Origin of the sequence: Athalassotoga sp. (assembly GCF_049965695.1) — a bacterium.
In the GTDB taxonomy this organism is placed as follows: Bacteria; Thermotogota; Thermotogae; order Mesoaciditogales; family Mesoaciditogaceae; genus Athalassotoga.
This window is the reverse complement of record NZ_JBMFWB010000019.1, coordinates 15,409-37,638: the sequence shown is the minus strand read 5'-3', so window position 1 is coordinate 37,638 and position 22,230 is coordinate 15,409. Positions and strand designations below refer to the sequence as shown.

General features: G+C 39.7%; 19 protein-coding genes. 9 read left to right on the top strand and 10 right to left on the bottom strand.

The features are described from left to right. The 9 genes from ACP5NR_RS07005 to ACP5NR_RS06965 all read left to right on the top strand — a co-directional run. Positions 1-1,087: exo-beta-N-acetylmuramidase NamZ family protein (locus ACP5NR_RS07005; RefSeq protein WP_428006175.1), on the top strand; the 1,087-nt coding region annotated here is incomplete at its 5' end. Between the two features lie 3 nt (positions 1,088-1,090). Continuing rightward, the gene (locus ACP5NR_RS07000) at positions 1,091-2,413 is read left to right on the top strand and encodes a transglutaminase-like domain-containing protein (RefSeq protein WP_428005285.1); all 1,323 of its coding nucleotides are present in this window, start codon (positions 1,091-1,093) and stop codon (positions 2,411-2,413) included. Between the two features lie 12 nt (positions 2,414-2,425). Then, entirely contained in the window at positions 2,426-4,126 is a 1,701-nt protein-coding gene (locus tag ACP5NR_RS06995; protein ID WP_428005284.1) for an ABC transporter substrate-binding protein, read from the top strand. 42 nt (positions 4,127-4,168) lie between these two features. Beyond that, on the top strand, positions 4,169-5,752 hold the full coding sequence (gene nagZ / locus ACP5NR_RS06990; protein ID WP_428005283.1) for a beta-N-acetylhexosaminidase: 1,584 nt from the start codon (positions 4,169-4,171) through the stop codon (positions 5,750-5,752). Then, entirely contained in the window at positions 5,749-6,798 is a 1,050-nt protein-coding gene (locus ACP5NR_RS06985) for a serine hydrolase domain-containing protein (protein WP_428005282.1), read from the top strand. Before nagZ ends, ACP5NR_RS06985 begins: the two co-directional genes overlap by 4 nt. Next, positions 6,791-7,927 (top strand): anhydro-N-acetylmuramic acid kinase, encoded by a 1,137-nt coding sequence (locus tag ACP5NR_RS06980; RefSeq protein ID WP_428005281.1) that lies wholly within the window; start codon positions 6,791-6,793, stop codon positions 7,925-7,927. Before ACP5NR_RS06985 ends, ACP5NR_RS06980 begins: the two co-directional genes overlap by 8 nt. Positions 7,928-7,937: 10 nt before the next feature. Next, on the top strand, positions 7,938-8,672 hold the full coding sequence (locus ACP5NR_RS06975; RefSeq protein ID WP_428005280.1) for a GntR family transcriptional regulator: 735 nt from the start codon (positions 7,938-7,940) through the stop codon (positions 8,670-8,672). Between the two features lie 9 nt (positions 8,673-8,681). Next, positions 8,682-9,584, top strand: a complete 903-nt coding sequence (locus ACP5NR_RS06970) for a BadF/BadG/BcrA/BcrD ATPase family protein (RefSeq protein WP_428005279.1) — start codon at positions 8,682-8,684, stop codon at positions 9,582-9,584. Next, positions 9,581-10,555: an NlpC/P60 family protein gene (locus tag ACP5NR_RS06965; protein ID WP_428005278.1), complete on the top strand. Its 975-nt coding sequence runs from the start codon at positions 9,581-9,583 to the stop codon at positions 10,553-10,555. The genes ACP5NR_RS06970 and ACP5NR_RS06965 overlap by 4 nt, the downstream gene beginning before the upstream one ends. A 13-nt stretch (positions 10,556-10,568) precedes the next feature. Here the strand turns inward: ACP5NR_RS06965 and ACP5NR_RS06960 are convergent, their stop codons facing one another. The 10 genes from ACP5NR_RS06960 to ACP5NR_RS06915 form a co-directional block, all read right to left on the bottom strand. Further along, entirely contained in the window at positions 10,569-11,219 is a 651-nt protein-coding gene (locus tag ACP5NR_RS06960; protein ID WP_428005277.1) for a hypothetical protein, read from the bottom strand. Then, entirely contained in the window at positions 11,216-11,875 is a 660-nt protein-coding gene (locus ACP5NR_RS06955) for a phytoene desaturase family protein (RefSeq protein WP_428006174.1), read from the bottom strand. Before ACP5NR_RS06955 ends, ACP5NR_RS06960 begins: the two co-directional genes overlap by 4 nt. Before the next feature lie 72 nt (positions 11,876-11,947). After that, positions 11,948-13,318 carry an alpha/beta hydrolase family protein gene (locus tag ACP5NR_RS06950; protein WP_428006173.1) on the bottom strand — a complete coding sequence of 457 codons (1,371 nt, stop codon included), beginning with the start codon at positions 13,316-13,318 and terminating at the stop codon, positions 11,948-11,950. A 15-nt stretch (positions 13,319-13,333) separates the two neighbouring features. Beyond that, positions 13,334-15,259 (bottom strand): alpha-glucosidase, encoded by a 1,926-nt coding sequence (locus ACP5NR_RS06945; RefSeq protein WP_428006172.1) that lies wholly within the window; start codon positions 15,257-15,259, stop codon positions 13,334-13,336. A gap of 60 nt (positions 15,260-15,319) precedes the next feature. After that, on the bottom strand, positions 15,320-16,144 hold the full coding sequence (locus tag ACP5NR_RS06940) for a carbohydrate ABC transporter permease (RefSeq protein ID WP_428006171.1): 825 nt from the start codon (positions 16,142-16,144) through the stop codon (positions 15,320-15,322). A gap of 17 nt (positions 16,145-16,161) precedes the next feature. Further along, complete coding sequence (locus ACP5NR_RS06935; protein ID WP_428006170.1) at positions 16,162-17,046, bottom strand: carbohydrate ABC transporter permease; 885 nt, start codon at positions 17,044-17,046, stop codon at positions 16,162-16,164. Next, on the bottom strand, positions 17,039-18,328 hold the full coding sequence (locus tag ACP5NR_RS06930) for an extracellular solute-binding protein (protein ID WP_428006169.1): 1,290 nt from the start codon (positions 18,326-18,328) through the stop codon (positions 17,039-17,041). The genes ACP5NR_RS06935 and ACP5NR_RS06930 overlap by 8 nt, the downstream gene beginning before the upstream one ends. Before the next feature lie 60 nt (positions 18,329-18,388). Continuing rightward, positions 18,389-19,480: a M24 family metallopeptidase gene (locus tag ACP5NR_RS06925; protein ID WP_428006168.1), complete on the bottom strand. Its 1,092-nt coding sequence runs from the start codon at positions 19,478-19,480 to the stop codon at positions 18,389-18,391. Beyond that, positions 19,477-20,808, bottom strand: a complete 1,332-nt coding sequence (locus ACP5NR_RS06920) for an L-fucose/L-arabinose isomerase family protein (RefSeq protein WP_428006167.1) — start codon at positions 20,806-20,808, stop codon at positions 19,477-19,479. Before ACP5NR_RS06920 ends, ACP5NR_RS06925 begins: the two co-directional genes overlap by 4 nt. Before the next feature lie 5 nt (positions 20,809-20,813). Beyond that, positions 20,814-22,229: an aldehyde dehydrogenase family protein gene (locus ACP5NR_RS06915; RefSeq protein ID WP_428006166.1), complete on the bottom strand. Its 1,416-nt coding sequence runs from the start codon at positions 22,227-22,229 to the stop codon at positions 20,814-20,816. Position 22,230: the final 1 nt, after the last annotated feature.

The following is a 22,230-nucleotide window of genomic DNA, read 5'->3' as shown; positions in this document are numbered from 1 at the left end:
TGCCCGTGTCGCTCTTCTTACCAATTCTACCGGCATTTCGGGTGATATGAGAATGGATCTCGATGTCATGATCGAAAACGGGATAAAGGTAGTCAAACTCTTTGGCCCAGAACATGGTATTTGGGGTGCTGCTGCCGATGGAGTAAAGGTTGAGAATGAAGTGGATCCAAGATATAAAATCCCAATTTATTCTCTCTACGGCAATAACCTAAAGCCGACGGGCGAGATGTTGGACGGAATAGATGTCATGATATACGATATTCAGGATGTTGGCCTTAGGTTTTATACCTATATATACACACTTGCCTACACAATGGAAGCGTGTGGGAAGCATGGAATAAAGTTTATCGTGCTCGATAGACCTAATCCGCTTTCTGGCAAGATCGAAGGACCTGCCATAAAAAAAGATTTAGAATCATTCGTCGGAGGGTATGGGCTGCCTTTGAGATATGGCCTTACGGCCGGTGAATTGGCAAGGTATTACAATGACGTTTTTAAAATGAATGCGGACCTTGAGATCGTGAAGATGAATGGCTGGAATCGGGATATTTATTACGATCAGAGGGGTCTTTTTTGGAATACGCCATCTCCAAATCTGCCCGCTTTGGAACATACGATCTTGTACGAAGGGTTTTGCCTTCTCGAGGGTGTAAATGTCTCGGTTGGAAGGGGTACGGTTCATCCTTTTAAATACATAGGTGCCCCATGGATAGATGATAGACTATACGATGAGATGAAAAAAATTCCGCATCCAGGCGTTGAGTTTAGAAAAAGGGTTTTTGTGCCTTTGATTTCAAAATACAAAGATAAAAGATGCAACGGGCTCGAGTTTTTTGTGACAGACAGAAATAAAATAAGGCCTATCGAGATGACATTTGACTTCATCCGTCTTCTTAAAAATCTGTACAAAGAAGATTTTGAATGGGAATTTGATGGAAAATATCATTTCGATCTTTTGATCGGCGATGAAAGGTACAGAAAGGGCATTGATGAAGGACGAAGTGGTGCGGAATTATCAAACCTGTGGATCGATGAGGTTGAAACATTTAAAGATATCGCTTCGAAGTATTTCATTTACGGAAGGTGATGTATGGAATTTTTGAGTGTGCTTTTGCCTGAAGAGATAAGGCGCGAAGAAAGTGCAGGAAATTTTGAGATTGCCAAAAAAATTATAGAAGAAAGGCTTTCTAAAAAATTACCTTTACTTTTGAGAAAGAGGCTTGAATATGAACTCGAAAGGATAAAGCGGGTTATCAAAAATTATCCTTACGATGAGAAAGCAGCAAGGTCTGTCTTTGAAAAATCCATAAAGGATGGATCTTGGGACGAATTCGATCTTCTTCTTCAAAATGGCATGTTAGATTACATTTTAATCGACAAAAAAAGGTTCTTCGAAAAGAGATTCCTCCAAAATCTTACCTTTAAAGATGAATCGTACGCGAAAAGATATGAAAATGTAAGGGGCAATGTAAGGGAGATTGTCAACAAAAGAATTCTCGAAATTTTAGATGGAGATGTACCCAGAAGTTATAGGGTAAGTGCAGAGATATCTCTGACTTTAAAAAGAGATTTCGATGCAGAGATTTTAAGGTGCTGGCTACCATTTCCGAAGGCCGGATATCCAATTGAAAGTGTAAAGATCATCGAATGCGATCACGAATGCAGATTGTCTTCAAATTCCGAAAACACAACTTTGTACATGGAAGACAAACCAAAAGCCGGCAAGCGCTTTACAGTTAGATTCGAATACAACATAACAGAGCAAATTTCATTTGTAGATCCATCAAAAGTGTTAAACTCGCGCATTTCAAAATATCTCAAAGAGGTACCGCCACATATCGTTTTTAGCCCTTACGTTAAAAATATAACTTCCGAAATTATCGGTAAAGAAGAAAATCCATATTTCAAAGCAAAGAAAATTTACGAATGGATAACCGAAAACATAAAATACTCTTACATGCACGCGTACTCGACATACGATACTTCTCTTGTAGATTTCGCGTTATCGAATCTAAAGGGTGATTGTGGCGTTCAGGCGTTGACCTTTATAACAATGTGCAGAAGTTGTGGCATACCCGCAAGATGGGAATCTGGATGGTTTACAAACCCGATAGACGCAAGTCCCCATGACTGGGCATATTTTTACGTCAAACCTTACGGATGGATTCCGGTAGATCCGTCATTCGGAGGATCGAGAGAGGGTAAATTGAGAGGTTTTTACTTTGGAAATTTAGACGCTTTCAGGATGATCGCAAATGAGAATTTCATGGTTGATTTCGATCCGCCAAAAAAATTCGTGAGATCCGATCCTTACGATAACCAAGAAGGGGAGATTGAAACAGAAAAAGCAAATATCTACTACGATGATTTTGAAACAAAGTTAAATGTCATTTCTTTTCAAAAATTGAATTAAGGAGGGTAAAAAATGAAGAAAGTATCTGTGTTCCTTGCTTTAGCCACGTTACTGGCATTTTCGATCTTCGCATCTGGCTGGATGTTAGATCAAACCACAGGCGGGATCATGCCGACAAATAACTCTTACAAGTACGGGGGGACGGTTGTAGTTGTGAATTCCGGATTGCAAACTCCATTTAGCATCAATCCATTGTCTCCTCAGGCCCAGTTGCCGGTTGTTCCCGAGATTTACGAGTCTCTGTTCTACATCAACACGATAAGTGGCGAGATAACGCCACTTTTGGGTGTCAATTACAAATGGGAAAATAACAATTTGAAACTCATCGTCGAGATAAGAAACAATGTCAAATGGTCAGATGGAACCCCATTCACCGCAAATGACGTGGCTTTTACCTTTAACTTGATAAAAAAATATCCGGCCTTTGACACAAGCGGCCTTTGGAAGAATTCTGGTCTTCAAAGTGTCGAGGCATCCGGTGATACGGTCGTATTTGATTTTTCCAAACAGAATACACCTTTATTCGTGAATATATCGGGGCAATACATAGTCCCCGAACATATATGGGCAGATATAAAAGATCCGACAACCTTTACAAACACCAACAATCCAGTCGGGACAGGGCCATTTTTGTTTAAAAGTTATTCTCCCGACAATCAAACGACAATCATAGTCAAAAATCCAAATTACTGGATGAACGGCAGACCTTACGTTGATGAAGTCGAAATACAAAATGTCAATTCAAATAACACAACGCTTCTTATGATGTTAAAGCACGAAGCGGACTGGGGATCTTCCTATTTTCCTGACATAATGAACATATGGGTGAACAAAGATCCGCAGACAAACAAAATCTACTGGCCGGTTAACAATTTCAACGCGCTTTACCTTAACGCTCAAAAATCTCCATTTGACAATTCAACCTTCAGAAAAGCGGTTTCCATTGCGATAGACAAAAACGATCTTGAGCAGAAGGCATATTTTGGAATAGGCGGCGTTGCCAACCCAACCGGTATTGTTCCCGCCCAACTCGATGAATGGTTAGATCCAACTTTGACCTCTCTCGCATCTGAATTGAACACTTATAATCCTCAAAAGGCTCAGGAATTGCTTGCTTCAATAGGCTTTAAAAAGAATTCCGCAGGTCAACTTACAGATCCAAATGGAAAAGTATTGCCTACATTTAAAATTCTTGTTGGTGCCGGATGGACCGATTTCATAACACAGGCACAGATAATCTCCGAAAATCTTTCGCAACTCGGCATAAGCACGATTATAGATCAGGCTCCGTGGTCTGCCTACATTTCATCTTTGATGAGTGGCACATACGACATGGCGATATGCTGGGGAGTGTCAGGCCCAACACCGTATTACGTCTATTATCAAAGACTAAATCCTGCCTTTTCGGCCTCGAAGATCGGTGAATCGGCTCTTTCGGATTACTCAAGGTACACGAATCCTTTGATAACAAACGCACTTGAAATTTATGCCCAGACAAGCGATCTAAGTCTTCAAAAACAAGCCATGTACACAATCGAAAGGATAGTGCTCGACGAAGTTCCATTCATTCCTCTTACGACAAGGACAAACTTTTCAAACTTCAGCGCTGCCAAATTCGTCGATTGGCCTTCAGATTCAAGCCCATATTGTGCGGGCGGTGCGACGAACGGCCAGGGTGGAGAGATCATTCTTTTGAATATTCATCTAAAATAGATATGGGGGGCTATCCCCCATATCTTTGAAAAGAGGTGCGATATGTCGGAAAGAGTAGAAAATATTTTGAAATCCATGAGTAACGAGGAAAAAATAGGACAGATAATGATATGCGGATTCGACGGCACAAATCCTTCTGGGAATATACAAAAACTCATAAGAGATTACCATTTGGGAAATATCATTCTCTTCAAAAGAAACATAGAAGATCCTCATCAGGTTAAAAAATTAACCTCCGAATTGCAACGCATTTCGAAAATTCCGCTAACAATAGCAGTCGATCAGGAAGGTGGCATAGTCACACGTCTGACAGACCCCTTTACCATCTTTCCGGGCAACATGGCCACAGCAGCGACGAATGATCCAAACAACGCATATTTAACCGGTCTTGTTATGGCAAAAGAGATGCGCGCGGTCGGACTTAACTGGGATCTCGCACCGGTCGTTGATGTGAATGATCTGCCTCAAAATCCGGGTATAGGCGTCAGGAGTTATTCTGACAATCCAAGAACGGTGGCAAGATATGCATCTGAATTCGTGAGGGGACTTCACGAAGGTCATGTTGCGGCCTGTGCGAAGCATTTTCCGGGGAAAGGACACAGCGCAAAGGATGCACATTTCGAAATGCCCGTTGTGGACAGAGATTTAGATGATCTTGTAAGGATAGAACTTTACCCGTTCAAGGAACTCATAAGAGACGGCATTGATTCGATAATGCCATCCCACGTTTATTATCCGGCACTTTGTGAAAGCGAAAACTTACCGGCAACACTTTCAAACGGCGTTATGACGGATTTGCTCAAAAACCAGATGAATTTCGATGGCGTAACCGTTACAGACGATCTTGAAATGGGAGGAATAACGGCAAATCTTGAACCTTCAGAGGCTGCATGGAGATCTTTGATGGCCGGTGCAGACATGCTCATGGTCTGCCATTCTTTTGACAAACAGTTAAGGACATTTGAAACTCTGATCCAGATGATCAAGTTCGGTGATATTCCGATAGAAAGACTAAACGATGCCGCACGTCGTGTGCTGACCATGAAAGAGAATCTCGGTCTTTTAGATGGAAAGATCGTAATGGATTCAGAGATAGGATCGAAAGAAAATTCGGATATCGCATACGGTATAGCAAAAAAATCCGTAACGCTTGTGAGAAACATGGATGATTTGATCGGAAAGATTCCAAATTCAAAAGTGTTTTTGATCTTTCCAAAGGACCTTGCCCTTACAAACGTTGAAGAAAATGCCGGAGGCATGTCTGAAATAGAAAAACTATTCAAAGAAAAGGGAAAAGAAATAGAAAGTGTTTACGTTTCTTCAAAGCCCAACGAGGCCGAGATAGAAGAGACGGTAAAAAAAGTCAACAATTTCAACGGTATCGTCATCATCGGTACGCTTAACGCTCATTTGATAGAAGAATGGAAAAGATTGGTAGATGCCGTTATAAACATAAAAAATAACGATGCTTTGATTCTTTCTCTCAGAAATCCATACGATTGCGTTATGAATGGTGTCAGAAATTCAGTTGCACTTTACAGTTATTCCAAAATTTCCCAAAAGGCTTTTGCCGAGATGGTTTTAAGCGAGGAAAAATTCACAGGGAAGGCTCCGGTGGCATTATGAACAGACTTGACGAAATCTTCGACGAGGCAATACGAAACGGCACATTTCCGGGAGGAGTTTTGCTTGTAGGCGATCATGAAAAGATGATCTTTGAAAAATCCTACGGTACTTTATCGAAAGATTCAAAAGTGCCGGTTTCAAATGACACGATCTACGATCTTGCATCGATGACAAAGGTCACGGCCACAACGCCTGCCGTAATGAAATCGATCGAAGATGGAAAACTGCGCCTTTACGATCCGGTAAGTTTGTTTTTGGATGAATTCAAAACAGACGAAAAAAAAGAAATAAGGATCTTTCATCTTCTCACACACACATCGGGACTTCCTTCATACTCCGAAGGCTGGAAATACGCTCAAGGGAAGGAGTTAATGAAGATCGTAAATTCAACGATGCCGATAAATCCGGTCGGGGCAAAGCACGTTTACTCCTGCCTTAATTTCATAACCTTGATGGAGATAGTCGAAAAAGTAACCGCTCGAAAATTCGATGAATTCACAAAGTCTGAGATCTTCAATCCGCTCGGAATGGTACATACGGCTTTCAAACCGCCAAAAAACTGGAAGATAGCGCCGACATCTGAAAGAGATGGAAAAACTTTGTGCGGCGATGTTGACGATGAACTTGCCTATTACTTGGGTGGCGTAAGCGGTAACGCCGGGCTTTTCTCAAATGCGGCGGATCTTTACAATTACGCAAAAATGTACCTTAATCACGGCAAACACGGCGATCGAAATATTTTTTCCAAAGAAACGATAGACGCTTTCACATGTGAGGCCTTCAACGATGGCCAGAATCGCAGAACTTTGGGGTGGGACATGAAGGGTTTGGCATGCTCTTGCGGTGATCTGATGACAGACCGCGCCTTCGGCCATACGGGCTTTACAGGCACATCCATATGGATAGATCCGCAAATAGACATATCGGTCATTTTGCTCACAAACAGGGTGAACATTTCAAGAAGAGAAAATCAGGACAAGATAATAAGGTTCAGGCCCTTAATTCATAATTACATCGTTGCAAACAGGAGGTTTTTAGGTGAATGAGATAGATCTGCTTGTGGAGACTTTTAAAAAACCTGAAAGGAAAATCCTCGGCATGATGTCGGGAACGTCGGCCGATGGACTTGATCTGGTTTTGATCTCCGTGAATGGATGTGGAAAATCAACGAAATGCGTCATCGAAAGGACAGCACATTTCGATTATCCGGATGATCTGAGAAAACAAATTTTAGAGTCTATGAAAGCGGATGCTTTGATGAGAGACGTGTGCAGTTTGGATTTTGAACTGGGAGAATTTTTCGGAGATTGCGCCAGAAAATTTTTGGGAGACGAAAAAATCGATCTGATATCAAGCCACGGCCAGACAGTTTTTCACAATCCTCCAGGCCGGACAAAGCATGCCTGCACATACCAGATCGGAGACGGTGACATAATTGCGATGAGATCGGGTGTCATAACAGTCTCAGATTTCAGAATAAAGGACATCGAGGCTGGAGGCGAAGGAGCGCCTCTTGTGCCGCATGCCGATTACATACTTTATTCAAGCGAGAGTGAGTCCATAGCACTTAACAACTTGGGAGGCATTTCAAATGTCACCTACATCCCCGTTAGGGCGCGTGAAGATCAGATAATGGCCTTTGACACGGGACCGGCAAATGCTCTGATCGATCTTATAACAAGAAAATACTTTGACGTCTCCTTCGATAAAGATGGATCTATTTCCGCAAATGGAAAAGTTGATGCCGAGTTGTTTGAATCGCTTAAGTCAAAAGAAATGGATTACATTTTAAAAATGCCTCCGAAATCAACCGGAAAAGAGATTTATAACGAAGGTTATCTTCCGGCAAATTCGCTTAATCCTTACGATCTGTTGAGAACGGTTGTTAAATTCAGTGCATGGAGTATTTATGAATCTTATAAAATACACGTGATTCCAAAAGGTCTTGACAGGATCATCCTTACCGGAGGTGGGGCTATGAACAAAACGTTGGTCGGCGACATAAAAATGTATTTCGGCAAAATACCGGTTGAGATATTAAAAGACTGGCAGTGGCGCGAAGCCGAAGCCTTTGCCATTCTTGCGAATGAATTGATCTGTGGTAACCCTTCAAACAACCCAAAAGTTACAGGTGCTGGGTATCCTGTTTTACTTGGAAAGATCTCTTTACCTTGAAGGTGAAATTATGAAGATAGATAGAAAGAACCCTATGCCGATATATCACCAGATATACAGGGATCTCAAAGAAAGAATTGAAGGAGATCTGATCTCCGGAGAGTACCTTCCATCCGAAGATGAATTGGCAGATCAATACGGTGTGAGCAGACTTACCGTAAGACAGGCCTTAAAAAATCTCATGGAAGACGGAATAATAGAAAAGCAAAGAGGAAAGAAATCTAAGATAAAAGAGATAAAAAACATCGAAAATTTATCCCAATTGAAGGGTTTCACACAGGATGCGATGCTTTTGGGCCATACTCCGTCTTCGATAGTGCTTGCAAATAAACTTATCAACGTTCCTGATCAGGCCTTCGATAAATTCAAAGTTCCAAGAGGATCCAAGGTTATCTTTCTTAACAGATTGAGATTGCTTGACGGCATTCCATACGCGATAGAAATGGCTTACATAAATGTTTCCATCGACGTTAAATTGTTGGATGTTTTAGATATGGATATGTCAAAATCCTCACTTTACGCTTTTTTCAAAGATGAAGTCGGCCTTAAATTGGAGTATGCAGACGAAACAATAGAAGTCGTACAGGCGAACTCTGAAAACGCAAAATTGCTTGGAATACAAAGCGGAAATTGCATATTGTTGCGAAACAGATTCACATATACGCACGAGGGCCAATGCATCGAGTACGTTCAATCGTATTATCGCGGAGATAAATATAAATTCAACATACGCATAAGATCGTAAGGAGGGAAGATGAAAGCGATAGGAATAGATGGCGGCGGATCGAAAACGGATTTCTGCCTTTACGATGAAAGTGGAAAGGTATTAAACAGATTATTATTGGATGAACCTTCAAATTATCATTTGGTTGGAATTGACAGGGTAAAAGATGTAATATCTGAAGGAATTGAAAAAGTTTCACAAAATTATTCCTTTGATGTCGTCGGGGCAGGTTTAAGCGGAGTAGACAGAGAGGCAGACAAACAAAAGATAATCTCTGTTTTCAAAGCACTCGGCATAAAAAAGTTTTTCATACAAAATGACGGCGTTGCGGCCCTTTGGGGTGCAACGGGCGGTGTGGGCATTTTAGTAATAGGTGGTACAGGCTCGATAGTGATAGCAAGGAATGAAGAGGGTGAGATAAACAGATCCGGAGGATGGGGTTACGCTTTCGAAGAATACTGCGGCGGTTATTGGTTTGTCACGAAGGCGATAAAGGCCCTGCTCGATCACAAAGACGGTCTTGAAATAGGATCGATACTTGAAAAACGGTTGATTGAATTCTTCGAAGTTGAAAAGGTGGAAGATTTGATCTACCTTTACTATTCGGGAAATTTCGATAAAGCCAAAATATCTTCGGGATCTAAAATAGTGCTTGAAGCGGCCCAAGAAGAGGACGAACTTGCCATGAATATTTTAAAAGTGGGACTTGAGAATGTCATGAAAATGATAGGAGTACTCGATAAACGTTCCAAATTTTCAGGAAAATTCGTCTTTTCTTACACCGGAGGGATATTTAAATCGGAATATTTCTTAAAAAGATTCAAAAGAGTCTTTGAAATCTACTTTCCTCGATCTATTTTTACAGATCCCAAATTTGATCCGTCCGTCGGGGCAGCCATGATGGCGATTCACGAAGAGAGGTTAAACGGATGAAAAAAACAGAATTTCTTGACACAGTTGATCGTGTCATCGGAGATAAAAGGCTTTTCTTTTATGGCTTTGAAATTTCAGAAGAAAGAGAAAAATTGATCGTTAACGGTTTTATAGACACCCATGACTCTATGGATTTGATCTCAAAAAATGCTGAAGATCTTATCTTGCAGGTAAAAGTGCTTGAAGACATGATACCGCCTGCTCTGGCCTTTGGAATGGTTATAATTCCTGTTACGGACATGAGAAAAGATCCAAGATTTCGAACGGAAAGAATTCATCAGTTGATCTTCGGAGAATTTGTGAAAGTCCTAATCCTTGAAAATGAATATGCTCTTGTCAAAGATCTGAGAACGGGTTTTATCGGCTATCTTCAAAGATCTCATGTGATATTTTTTTCAACCGATGCCATGAACGAGATCAAAAGCAAAGGATCTCAAATAGTCGTAAGCGAAAGATTTTCAAGCGTAGAAATCCACGATCGCAAAACTTTCGTTCCCTTCGGAACCAAATTGTTCGCTGTGGACTCTGGAAAATTCTGGCATGCCTTTTTGCCGAACGGCGATACCGTCAAAATACCGTCAAATGACGTTTCGACAAAACCTGTTTTTGATGACATCCAAAAGAAATGGTCCCTCTTTTTAGGAACTCCTTACCTTTGGGGAGGTGCTTCATCTTACGGTTACGATTGCTCCGGATATGTGGGAAGACTTTACGATTACGCTGGAATTCAAATACCCAGAGATGCGGATTTGCAGCAGAATTTCTCTCGTAAAGTAGAGGAAAAAGAGTTGAAATTCGGAGATCTTATCTTCTTTCCGGGTCACGTCGGGATGTACATAGAAAATGGCAATATGGTTCATGCCAATCTTACTCAAGGAGGGGTTGGCATCTCACAGATTTTGAATCCCAAAAACAGATACGAAGAAAATCTGAAAAAAAGCATATTAAAATTGGGGAGAATAAGAAATTAGCCTGTTTCAAACCTTACATGTCATTTAACTTGGTGAGGATTTGTTGAATCGGAACCGGCTCTTTAAAAATTGACTTTCTTCTGCAAGATTTTTCACATTGTGCATCACATTTGAAACACGACAATGTACCGTTTTCATACTTAAGCAATTTCTTAGATCCGTTTATATTTTCAACATAGAGCCTTCTCATTATTCCTCTTATATCAACAGAATAAGGACAGGCGCTTTTACACGTGTCCACTTCGCTCCATTCACACATGTTTGCAAGTTTTTGAATCTCGCTTTTTGGATAGGGTGCTTTAGGCTTTTCAATTGTATGGACAAAACCTTTATCAACTGCGTATCTGTATTCATCCATACCCTCTTTTCTCAATATAACATCTGCGGCGCTTATACCTGAAATTACAACTGCCGGCGTTCCCGTACCCATCACGGTTGATTCTCCGCACATAAAAAGATTGGTCAGGTATGTCGAGGCGTGAGGCCTTTTAAGAAGTTCTTGACCCATCAATTGTTTTGGCCCTGCAACGGATCCAAAATTTTTCAAAGTATACCTTTCAATTGTGGTTGGAGTTCCAATTTCATAGTATTGAAGACCACTTTTAAAGCCAGGAAAATGTGATTCGATGTAATCTATAATTCTGTTTGCTTCTTCTGCTTTCATCTTATTGTAACGGCCATTATTGCCGGTGTTTCATCCATGGTTGTGTAACTGTACGTAGAAGTGATTTTGTTAAAAAACTGAATTACATCCTTTGATTTTGTAAATTTTTTCAAAATTGATGTCGCATTCTTGGAAAGTAAGAAAAGTATTTTTAACTGGTTAATAGGATCTCTTCTCAATTTTTGTGCGAGTTCTTTTTGAGGTATTTCCGATGGCGCTATAAGAGTGGGATCTTTCATCACAACTTTAGAATAAAGATTATCGAGGTAATTATAAAATCGTTTTATTTTGTTTATCTCATCTTTCGAAAACAATTTACCCAATTCATCGAAAAAACTTTCAAACTCGTTGTAGAAAGTTACAACCTTACCCCCAAAGTGCAATCGATACATTGCATCATGCTTTACGACATCAATCTCTTCTTCTATTTCATTGAAAAGAAAAGTATGAGGGTTAAAACCTGTTTCTCCGAAACCGAACATCATTGCAGATCCTACATCAAAAATATTGCCATTTCTTTTGAATGCCCCAGATGATCCTCCAGGTTGGTAATTTTGTTCGATCACGGTAACTGAAAACCCTTTTTTTGACAAAAGGGCAGCCGATGATAAACCGCTTAAACCTGATCCGATTACGATTACCCTTTTTGAAGGCATAGCACTTCCCCCCTCTCATCTTTGACGATTAAAGCACCGGCAGGTTTGTGTTGATCCTGCCGATGCTAAAAATTATTTGGAATCTAAACTTGGGCTAACGTATACAAGGTGTAAGCCCAAAGCTGTTCTTGGTTGAAAACCAGGCCAGTAAGTGGAATCAGTTGCCTCTCCTCCATTGCCTGCTATGTAAATTCCGTCATTGGAATTAACAACTTTGACGTTGAGGTAAGATCCTGCCTCTGCATTCCCTTTAAGATATAGATCAAAAAATGCCGTTACGAAATGTTCGTCGATGTTATCTATTCTCCAAGTACTCCATACGGGATCGGCAAAACGATAATAATCGCCAAATTTAGTTGCAATTGAAGGTGCAGGATGAGGTACCACGTTATGAAGAGCATCATCGTAAGTAAGCAGGTAACGTTTTGAATTAATTGCAGAATCAAATAGATTCACAATACCTTTATATCCAGCCACATCATCCTGTGATCCTGCAACCCATAAGGTAGGAACCGTGATCTTTTCAAGTGATGTTTTATCCCATAATCCCGTTGGGTTTGTTCCGACAGTGCCACCCCAGGGTGCAAAAAGCACAGCGGCTTTAACAAGCGGATCTCCTTTGTCTGATGGCCTGGCAATAAGAGTGGAAGCAAATTTTCCAAGGTAATTCTTGACAAGTGTGCTGTTTTCCAGACCTGCGCCCAGAGTTCGAAGTGCTCCATATCCTCCCATTGAATAACCTATAAGTCCTACTTCATTTGGATTACATAGACCTTCCCAAGGTTGCATTTTAAGTATCTCACCCATGACAAATTCTTGATCCAAAGAGCGATTAACAAGGGTGCTTACAAAATTTCCCACATCTAAATAGGTTGAATCTGTATGATCGACGGAAACGACGACATAGCCCTTGGAAGCGAGATTTTCTCCGAGGTAATATAGCAAGTAACGCGAACCTGGATATCCGTGAGAAATTAAAATAAGCGGATAAGGGCCATCGGCAATATCGGGAGAAGCATCACGGGTTGCTCTACCAACAAATGTGTAAGGCACAAGAGTTCCTGGTTGATCGGAACGACCGAGAAAATCCGTGTACATTGTGATTTGGATTTGACCTAATTTTAGCGTTGCTGGATACCAGACTTCAACTGTAAGAGGTCGATTATAAATAACAGTAGTTCCCTCGGCTAAGGTTTTTATGACGTCTATCTGATCCGGATTGAGAAGATGAAGTGTCTTAACACCCACCATGAATTTACCTCTTTGAGCAAGTGCAGGTGCATCAGGTAAGGGATCACCCCATACACTGCCTATCGGGTATTGTGCATAATCAAAAACATCGTACGGCAATTTCAATTGCTGGGCCCCGACGGAATTGAAACCGAAAAGAGATGCGACACAAAAAAGCACAAAAACGATCGAGAACAAAAAACTATTTTTCATATTAACACCCCCTCATCAAAGATTGAATTTTTTATCAACAAATTGAACATTTTTGATCATCTCTTCAGCGTAACTCGAACTTTCAACTATAAAAACAGGTGGTTTGCCAATAGGAGAATCCACATTGACGTAATTTCCCCCGTTAAATAATTTCCCGCTCCATAGATGAATCCATTTTCCTTTCGGAAGATAAACATTCCAACTTTTGGCATGTGGTCGTATGACGGGAGAGACAAGCAATTCATTTCCAAGTAAATATTGATATTTCAAATTTTCAGGATAATCCTGATATATCAAGAAAGGATGCTTCATAACCGGAAGATTTTCTTTAATTGAACTGTAAACGGAATATTTAAGGTATGTTTTTAAAGATGCATGTATGTTCGACATTAAGGCAAAATGATTGAATATCCTTTCATTTGAATCGTATTGTAAATTTTTGTATGGCCTATTGCCCTCATGAGTGCGCATTATAAGTGAAAACGCGGCGATTTCAGACCATCTCATGAAGAGTTCTTCAGTTCTTTTAACATGGAAGAGAGATGTATATCCTCCGCAATCGAAATGGTAATATCTGACGCCTGAAAAACCAAGGCTTAATCCTGCAGGGACAATGGTTGGTAAGCCATCACTTTTTGACCAATTTACGCTTTGATCTCCTCCCCAATAAACAGGGCAATATTTAGTCGATCCTGTAAATCCAGCTCTCATAAAAAACAAAATGTCTTTTTTCCCGGATTCGTTAACGACATCACTGTTTAATTTGGCCCATTGTACAGGATATTCATTGTGAAAATTAATACCCGTTCTTTTCGAAAAAGTGATTATATCATCTGGCATATATTCACCAAAATCTGCCATCCATCCAGATATCCCGATGTTTATCATGTTGTTTCTTATAATCTGCTTATACCACTTTACAGCATCGGGATTTGTAAGATCGACGAGCCCCGCTGGAAAGGTGGTAACGTAGACTTTGTAAGCACTACCAGATCTATCTTTGACGAAATAACCTTTTTCTTCTCCTTCGATGTAAAGGGGACTTTGATCTATCAAAAATGGATTTATGTAGGCAAGAAATTTTATACCCGCGCTATTCATAGAGATTATCTTTTGTGGCAGTTCCTCATACATTTGTTTATCATATTGCCAGTTCCAGTAAACCTGTTTCCCAAAAGAGGTTATTTTTTTTCCAGACCAATCCTGGCACCAAACGGCATTAACCGGTATGCCTCTATCTTTGGCGGCTTTTATCTTGTCTTCGGCAACTTTTATTCCTCCCTGAGAGGCTATCCAGACACCTTCGTAAGCCCATTCCGGTAATTCTGAATATTCCTGACCTATATACGAGATCATCTTTTGAATCAAAGATCTGATATTTTCTCCTTCAAAGAGTGCAATTTCTAATTCATCCGACCACACTTCAAAAAAATTGTAATTTTTGAAACTGACTTTCATCAAATTGTAATTTTTAATGAGAATGGCGTAACCTTTTGAAGAATAAAAAATACCTGCTGGGAAATAAGTGGAATACCAATTTCCTCTCACACCTTTCATGTAAGCAAGAAAAGACAGCAAATCGTAACCCTTTCCAACCCCTTTTTCCTGTACCCATATAGGCATGGATTTGTTTTTTAAATCTATGTATTTATATTGTTCTCCACCACCGTAAATATGCTCATCTTTAAAACCGTGCATGGAGAAAAAAATCTTATTCGATCCGCTTTTTGCTTTCAATTTTACGATAAGCGGATCACCTGATTCCACATCAATATCATCGACAACGGATTCCTTTGAAAATCTCGATTCATGTATTTTATAATGGCCGTGATCTGATTTTATGCTCACTTCAGAGTTACAGGAAAAAAATTTGTCGTCAAAAATCACAGTCCCGTCATCCAGCGAAAGTTTTAAATGATTTGCTTCTTTTAAACACTTCAATTTTTGGCCTTCCTTTCATAAATATATTGAATTTACTTTAAGAGCCGAAATTGGTAAACTTCACCCCTTAACGCCTCCAACAGATAAACCTTCAATTACATATTTTTGCATGAATAAAGCTATTATAAACGCCGGTATGAGCATGATCATTCCTGCGGCAGAAATTTCTCCCCATTTTGGGGTATATTCTCCAAGATATCCCATTATGGCTATTGGGGCTGTTTGATCTTTACTGCCAGTCAAAATCAAAGCGTACAAGAATTCATTCCAGGAATTTATAAAAACAAAAATTGAAGCAACTGAAAGTCCTGGAACGGCAAGTGGTAAAACAATCCTCCAAAAGATCTGATTTCTTGATGCACCATCTATTGTTGCCGCTTCTTCGAAAGATTTCGGTACGGAAGCGAAAAACGGCAGCAACATCCAGATTGCGTAAGGAATGTTAAAACTTATATATGCTATAACGAGAGACGAAGTCATATCCACCATTCCAAAAGTTCTAAATAGCATGTAAAAAGGAACCATAAGGGCTAATTGTGGGATCATTCTTGATGAAAGCATGGAATAGGCAACAACATTTCTTCCCCTGAATTTAAAACGTGTAAGTCCATAGGCTGCCAAAGCACCAAGCATTACAGATATAACGGTTGTAAATACTCCCACTATCAAACTTATCAGTAACCCATGGGTAAAAGTTGGACTGCTAATAACGTTGTGGTAACTGTTGAGAGTCGGTATGAAAAAAGAAAACGGGTTACCGAACCATATTTCTTTATCCGTCTTAAAACTATTCAAAATGATCAAAATTATAGGCGATATTTCTAATATGGTTATGACGAAAATTGCAATTATCAAAATATATCTTATTATGGTCTTCTTTTTCATTCCTTCACATCCTCCGGTTAAGATTCGTTAGCCTCAAAAACGTTTTTAGCCAAAAATACTGCTATGACTATCGAGACTGCGAGCAAAAGCATTGACATCGCAGAAGCATATCCTATGTTAAAGAAAGAAAAAGCTTGCTGCTGGATGTAAAGAGAAAAGAGCATCGTTGCATCACCAGGCCCCCCGCCTGTCATGACATAAACTTCTGGGAATATCCTAAGTATATCCACTATTCTGAACATCACAGCTATTGCTATAGTTGGTTCCAACACGGGCAGTAAAATTTTTAAAATGGTATTCCAAAATCCAGATCCATCTATTTTGGCGGCCTCTATAAGTTCTTTTGGCACATTCATAAGCCCTCCGTAAATGAAAGCAAACATAAAAGGCCACATACGCCAAACATCTTGAATTATGACAACCGCATATGCAAGTTGAGGATTAGCAAGCCATGCCTGGTTTGGAAAGCCCATTATTTGCATGAGATAAGTTAAAGGTCCATATTGAGGGGCTAACATCAACCTCCAAGTCAAACCTGAAAGCACAGGCAAAACGAATGCCGGAAGCAAAATCAAACTCCTTAATATTTTTGATCCCGGAAATTTTCTGTCAAATAATATGGCCACAAAAAAACCTATGACAAGTTCTATCGGTACCGCTATGACAACTACCCCAACCTGTCTTAAAACAGAATTTATGAATTCATTATCTTTAAACATAGATAAATAATTACCCAATCCAATAAATGTTCTTTGCGCACCAACCAAAGGCCAGTTAAACAAAGACATGAAAAATGCATAAACCAAAGGAAAAGCAACTATTATTCCAACCGTTAAAGTCGCAGGTAATACGAAATATAGAGAAGGGGGGAAGCCCCTTCTCTTTCTTTTATTCTCAGCCATTGTAAGTCTTTAAAAGATTGTTTATTTCCTGAATCATACTATTGACGGCATCCTCCGGTTTCATAGTTCCGGTTACGCCGGCAAGCCAGTATTTTTGAACGATGTTAGAAAGTTCCGCGTAATCTACAAATCTCGGACGGCTCACGGCATAATTCATAGACTCTGCCATAGCTTTATACCATGGATATTTTGCTATTAGATCTGGATTCATCAATACATCCTCTCTAACCGAAGCCATTCCCATAGATGCCAATTTTTGTTGAACATCTTTTGATGCCCACCAATAGGCAAATTCGGCTGCCGCGGCCTTGTTCTTTGAAGCAGACGGAATGGCAAGAACCCAGCAACCTCTTACAGAAGCAGTTGCAGCAGGACCTGCAGGTGGAACAGAAAAAGCTATTTTACCTGCAACCATGGAATCGTTAGGATTTTCACTGTTTGGAATTAAGGCAGGCCATTGGAACATCGTAAATACTTTTCCGCTGCTAAACGCTGCTATTCTTTCCGGATGGCCCATTGAATTTGCACCTGGAGGCGAATATTGCAACAATTGTGAATAATATTGCATGGCTTTTATCGCATCTTCTTTATTAAGGGTAACGACATATTTTCCATTTTCAAGGCCTATTATACCTGTCCCAAAAGAACTGAACATCCAAACGGCCTCACACGTTGAACCTTCTGCTCTCAGCGTGAAAGGTGCAAAACCGTACAATCCCTTGTCATGGAAAAATTTTGCCATATCGAGTAATTGTGTGAAATTTTGAGGCACTTGAAGATCATAACCGTACTGTGCTTTGAATTCCTTTTGATATGTTGGATTTTCAAGCATCAATTCGTTCGTCATCCAAACGTATAAATTACCGTTTATGGGCATTCCCCATATGTTACCTGCAAATTTCGCGGCATCGAAAACAGTTGGAAGAATTATACCGGAATTTAAATCTATTTTTTTGTAAACGTTACCCTGAGGCCAATCGTTATAATTCAAAATCAAACCTGCACTTGCAAATTTGGGGACAAATGGCTCATCCAAAGCGATGAGATCGTAAGAAGATTGTGTTGGAGTAACTCCAACTGCTTCCTTTGTCAAGATAGGATTTCCACTTGGCACCCTCTCAAAAACAACGTTTATACCGGTTGTCTGTTCAAATTGAGGGATAAGAGTTTGGACTGCCTGGCTCATAACGTCGTCCCACACAAGGACATGGATCGTTGTGCCAAAAACTATCCCGAAAGTTGCTAACGTGAGGATCATCACAAAAAGCAAGGACTTTCTCATTTCACAAACACCTCCTGATTTGTCGATGCTGCTTAAGCAGCTCAAATTTAAAATTACTTTTTAACTTAAAAAAAGAACATCAGCCTTTTGGTGTTGATTACCGTTTATTTCCAGATTTAAAACGGGCCAATTCGAATTTGCAATAAATGTTAGCGGTACAATTCCGTTTTCGGTTTTTAAATAAGTATCTTCAAATTTGGTTCCGGTTATAGTTGGGTTCCACGCAAAAGCCATGTTGTTTTTGATGTTCACATTTGAATAAGGGGTTGATATAAACTCTCTTGAATTGTAACCGGTTATTCCTCCCTGATGGTGTAACTTCCATTCTTCCGGATATCCGTTTTTCCTGTAGATCTCTTTTATCTTTGAAAACATTTCACTCAGGGAGTATGTTTTAGAAAGTTCTTCCAATATTTGAGTATCTATAACAGCGTTGATCCTGTGTTGTTTCTCAAATTCAACATCTTTTTCGAATTCCACGGTTCTTGTTACAGATGCAACGAGACCTTTTTCTTTTGCGCAAATAGAGACTATGCATTTATTCCCAATCTTTAGATTTCTCGGCAAGTTATGTCTGTAAAGCAATCGGCTTTTGTCTCCGTAAACCAAAACGAGCAAAACATCCAAACCTGCTTTTGTCAGTTCATATTCGACAAGTGCTTTAACTTCTATTTCGGTCATGTTTCGATCTATTTTTTTCATAGATCTTTCAAGAGCCTCAGTACTTTTAAAACCTAAGTTTTTATAATTGCTTATCTCATATTCGCTTAGTTCAACTCTTGAATGTGACAAAAAATTAGAAAATTCATTTTCGCTGTCATCAACGAAATCCTTGCCGCTTAAAAAATTTATTGTGGATTTTTCTATATCTTCAAACCACGGTATTTCGACTATTTCAAAGTTGTCCGTTAATTCTTCGTTTTTAAGCCTTTTTGATTCCATATTTTTAGTTAAAACGTAAGACCTGTCAGAAGTAACGATTACAAATGCGGCACCAAAAAAATTTGTGATGGAAACGTAAGATCGCGCACCTGACGTTATCCATGCAAAATTATCGGTTCTTCTTATTAAAACGGCATTTTTCTTTTTATCAAGCATGTACTGACGCAACAAATTTATTTTTCTTGATACATCATTTGATCTTTCCATCATTCAACTACTTCCCAATTTTTAATTTTTGCAAGTTCTTTTATCACTTCGGAATAGTTCCCGTATCCGAGTACGACATGATGTGCAAAACCATTCTTTACCAATTTTTCAACTACATCGATGGAACTTTTCACTTTTACCTTTGCATAGGTACCTTTCAATTCTTTTTCCATAGGAACCACTTCACCTTCTTGAAGGAAAATTCTCCACTTGCCTCTTGCATAATCGACTCTCATTATGGTTACAGGCCCTGTTTTGAGCACAAAGCCAACTGTAACTCCATGTCCATTGGCAAAATAAGTGTCAAGAGTTTTTTCTGATTTGCCATCCCAAGTGTTGTAAGGTGCAACACCGCAATGCCAGAGTAACAAATCATTTTCGTCGATTATCTGACTTACATCTGCAAGAAACACTTCGTTGCACCCAATCGACTTGTAAGCCATCATGCCGAGACTGCCTTCTATATCACCTTCACACGCTATCGGAATATGCTTAACCATGAACTTCGACATCGCGGCACAGGGAGAGATCCCATAAACGCTGGCGAATTCAGGCCAACATCTTATTGCCATGGCATCAAATTTGGAATCATTCACCATTTTTTCAAAGGTCAAAGAAAGCTTTGCAACTTTTTTCAGCCTTGCCTCATCCATGTTTTCACCGAACGAGTATATCTTTCTGATCTCTTCTGCTTCTTTATCTATAAATTCTTCTTCTATCCTTGAGTTGAATACAGATTCAAGTGATACGTATTCAATCTCTCCGCCTATATCGGAGTACAATGCCGGTTCGTAAATATCTATGTTGAAAAAACTCTTTGCGTGAGCACCGATCAAACCTATTTTTGCGTTTTTCCATTTTTTCACTATGCGCAATGCGTCTAACCACTGGTTTAATTTTTCAGAAAAATGATCTTCTTCCATGGTTCCATAAAAAAATTCAAAATTGTCATGTCCCATTTTGTAAATATTTGATCCATCCAAATGAGCCCCTACTAAAGAATTTATTCTGATCCTCCCGCCGTTGTATGCCGGCTCAGGCAATGCCCATATCAGGATCGGAATATTTGGAAATTCGGACAAAAGTTTAGGGACAAAAGTTCCAAGATGAAATGTATTGCTTACAAGAATCACACCGTCCACACCGTAAAGGGTTTTCAGGACGTCTGGAAATTCATTTTCATCTTCAATACCTTTTTCAAAAGCCACCCAATCCACATCTTGCATATTTCTTAGCCTTTTGATTTGTGCTGTGTAAATTCTGTTCCCTTCTTTTACATCATAAGTATTTCTAACTAAAGGCACAACTCCAATTTTTATTTTTTCTTTCAATTAGATCACCTCAGATCGAAACATACGACTTTCAACTCCGACATCTCGTCGATCGCAAATTTAACTCCTTCTCTTCCTATGCCACTATTTTTATAACCGCCGTAAGGCATGAAATCCGCTCTGTATCTTGGGCCTTCATTTATCATGACACCACCTGCTTCTATGCCGTTAGCGGCTTTAAATGCCTCTTTTATGTCCCGAGTGAAAATTGCAGCCTGCAAACCATATTGACTGCTATTTACGAGTTCTATGGCTTCATCCAAATTTTTGAATTTTCTAATGCCTATCGCAGGACCAAAAAGTTCATTGGTCATCATCTTTGTGTTAAGTGGTACATCTACAAGAATTGTGGGTGGTATTAAAGTGTAATTTCTTTCTCCGCCTGTAACAAGTTTGGCACCATTCGAAACTGCTTCGTTTATCCATTCGATAATTCTTTTAGCGTTGTTTTCATCAATGACGGATCCCATTTGAGAACTCTCAATTTCCGGGTTTCCGTATTTGAAATTCTTTGCCTTTTCAATTGCTTTATTTATGAATTCGTCGTAAACTTTTTCATGGACGAATACTCTTTGAACTGAAATACAAACCTGACCAGCATTTTGAAATCCTCCATTTACAGCACTTTCCGCGGCTTTATCTACATCCGCATTCTCCGTTACTATCATCGCAGAGTTAGAGCCCAATTCAAGAGAAAGTTTTTTTATGCCGGCATTGGCGGAGATCCTTTTACCAGTTTCCAAACTTCCCGTAAAACTTACCATCCTTACCCTCGGATCTTTTACCAAAGCATCTCCTACCACGCTACCTCCACCGGTCAGGACACTTACCGCTTCAGGAGGCATTCCCGCTTCAACAAGAAGTTCGCCCATTCTAATGGTATTCATAGAAGTTTGACTTGCAGGTTTCATTATGATCGCATTACCCGCTGCTATTGCAGGTGCGATTTTATGTGCCATCAATGCCAAAGGAACGTTAAAAGGCGCTATTGCCACGACTATCCCAACCGGTTCCTTGACAAAATATCCCACTTTTTTTTCAGATCCCTTTAGAGAAGAAAAAGGTAACGTTTCCCCGTTAATTCTTTTTGCCTCTTCGGCCGTATATCTAAACAGTTCTGCCGTTCTTACCACTTCGTCTCTGGAATCAATAATCGTTTTTCCGGCTTCACGAACAAGCAAATTCGCTATTTCATTTTTGTTTTTATCCAGAAGTTCAGCGGTTTTCATTAAAATATCTACTCTTTTGTGAATCGGAAGATCCTTCATCAAACGCTTACCTTTCTCGGCCATTGTTATAGCCTGATCAACCTCTTCAGCAGTTGCGACCGGTATTGTGTCTACAACTTCGCCGGTGTAAGGGTAATGTATTTCGATTCTTTTTGTTCCAGAAACCCTTTTGCCTCCTATTAACATATCCATT

Bases quoted from the DNA above. Each gene is read 5' to 3' on its own strand.
- ACP5NR_RS07000 (WP_428005285.1), top strand. From the start codon at position 1,091: ATGGAATTTTTGAGTGTGCTTTTGCCTGAAGAGATAAGGCGCGAAGAA.
- ACP5NR_RS06995 (WP_428005284.1), top strand. From the start codon at position 2,426: ATGAAGAAAGTATCTGTGTTCCTTGCTTTAGCCACGTTACTGGCATTT.
- nagZ (WP_428005283.1), top strand. From the start codon at position 4,169: ATGTCGGAAAGAGTAGAAAATATTTTGAAATCCATGAGTAACGAGGAA.
- ACP5NR_RS06985 (WP_428005282.1), top strand. From the start codon at position 5,749: ATGAACAGACTTGACGAAATCTTCGACGAGGCAATACGAAACGGCACA.
- ACP5NR_RS06975 (WP_428005280.1), top strand. From the start codon at position 7,938: ATGAAGATAGATAGAAAGAACCCTATGCCGATATATCACCAGATATAC.
- ACP5NR_RS06970 (WP_428005279.1), top strand. From the start codon at position 8,682: ATGAAAGCGATAGGAATAGATGGCGGCGGATCGAAAACGGATTTCTGC.
- ACP5NR_RS06965 (WP_428005278.1), top strand. From the start codon at position 9,581: ATGAAAAAAACAGAATTTCTTGACACAGTTGATCGTGTCATCGGAGAT.
- ACP5NR_RS06960 (WP_428005277.1), bottom strand. From the start codon at position 11,219: ATGAAAGCAGAAGAAGCAAACAGAATTATAGATTACATCGAATCACAT.
- ACP5NR_RS06955 (WP_428006174.1), bottom strand. From the start codon at position 11,875: ATGCCTTCAAAAAGGGTAATCGTAATCGGATCAGGTTTAAGCGGTTTA.
- ACP5NR_RS06950 (WP_428006173.1), bottom strand. From the start codon at position 13,318: ATGAAAAATAGTTTTTTGTTCTCGATCGTTTTTGTGCTTTTTTGTGTC.
- ACP5NR_RS06940 (WP_428006171.1), bottom strand. From the start codon at position 16,144: ATGAAAAAGAAGACCATAATAAGATATATTTTGATAATTGCAATTTTC.
- ACP5NR_RS06935 (WP_428006170.1), bottom strand. From the start codon at position 17,046: ATGGCTGAGAATAAAAGAAAGAGAAGGGGCTTCCCCCCTTCTCTATAT.
- ACP5NR_RS06930 (WP_428006169.1), bottom strand. From the start codon at position 18,328: ATGAGAAAGTCCTTGCTTTTTGTGATGATCCTCACGTTAGCAACTTTC.
- ACP5NR_RS06925 (WP_428006168.1), bottom strand. From the start codon at position 19,480: ATGATGGAAAGATCAAATGATGTATCAAGAAAAATAAATTTGTTGCGT.
- ACP5NR_RS06915 (WP_428006166.1), bottom strand. From the start codon at position 22,229: ATGGATATGTTAATAGGAGGCAAAAGGGTTTCTGGAACAAAAAGAATC.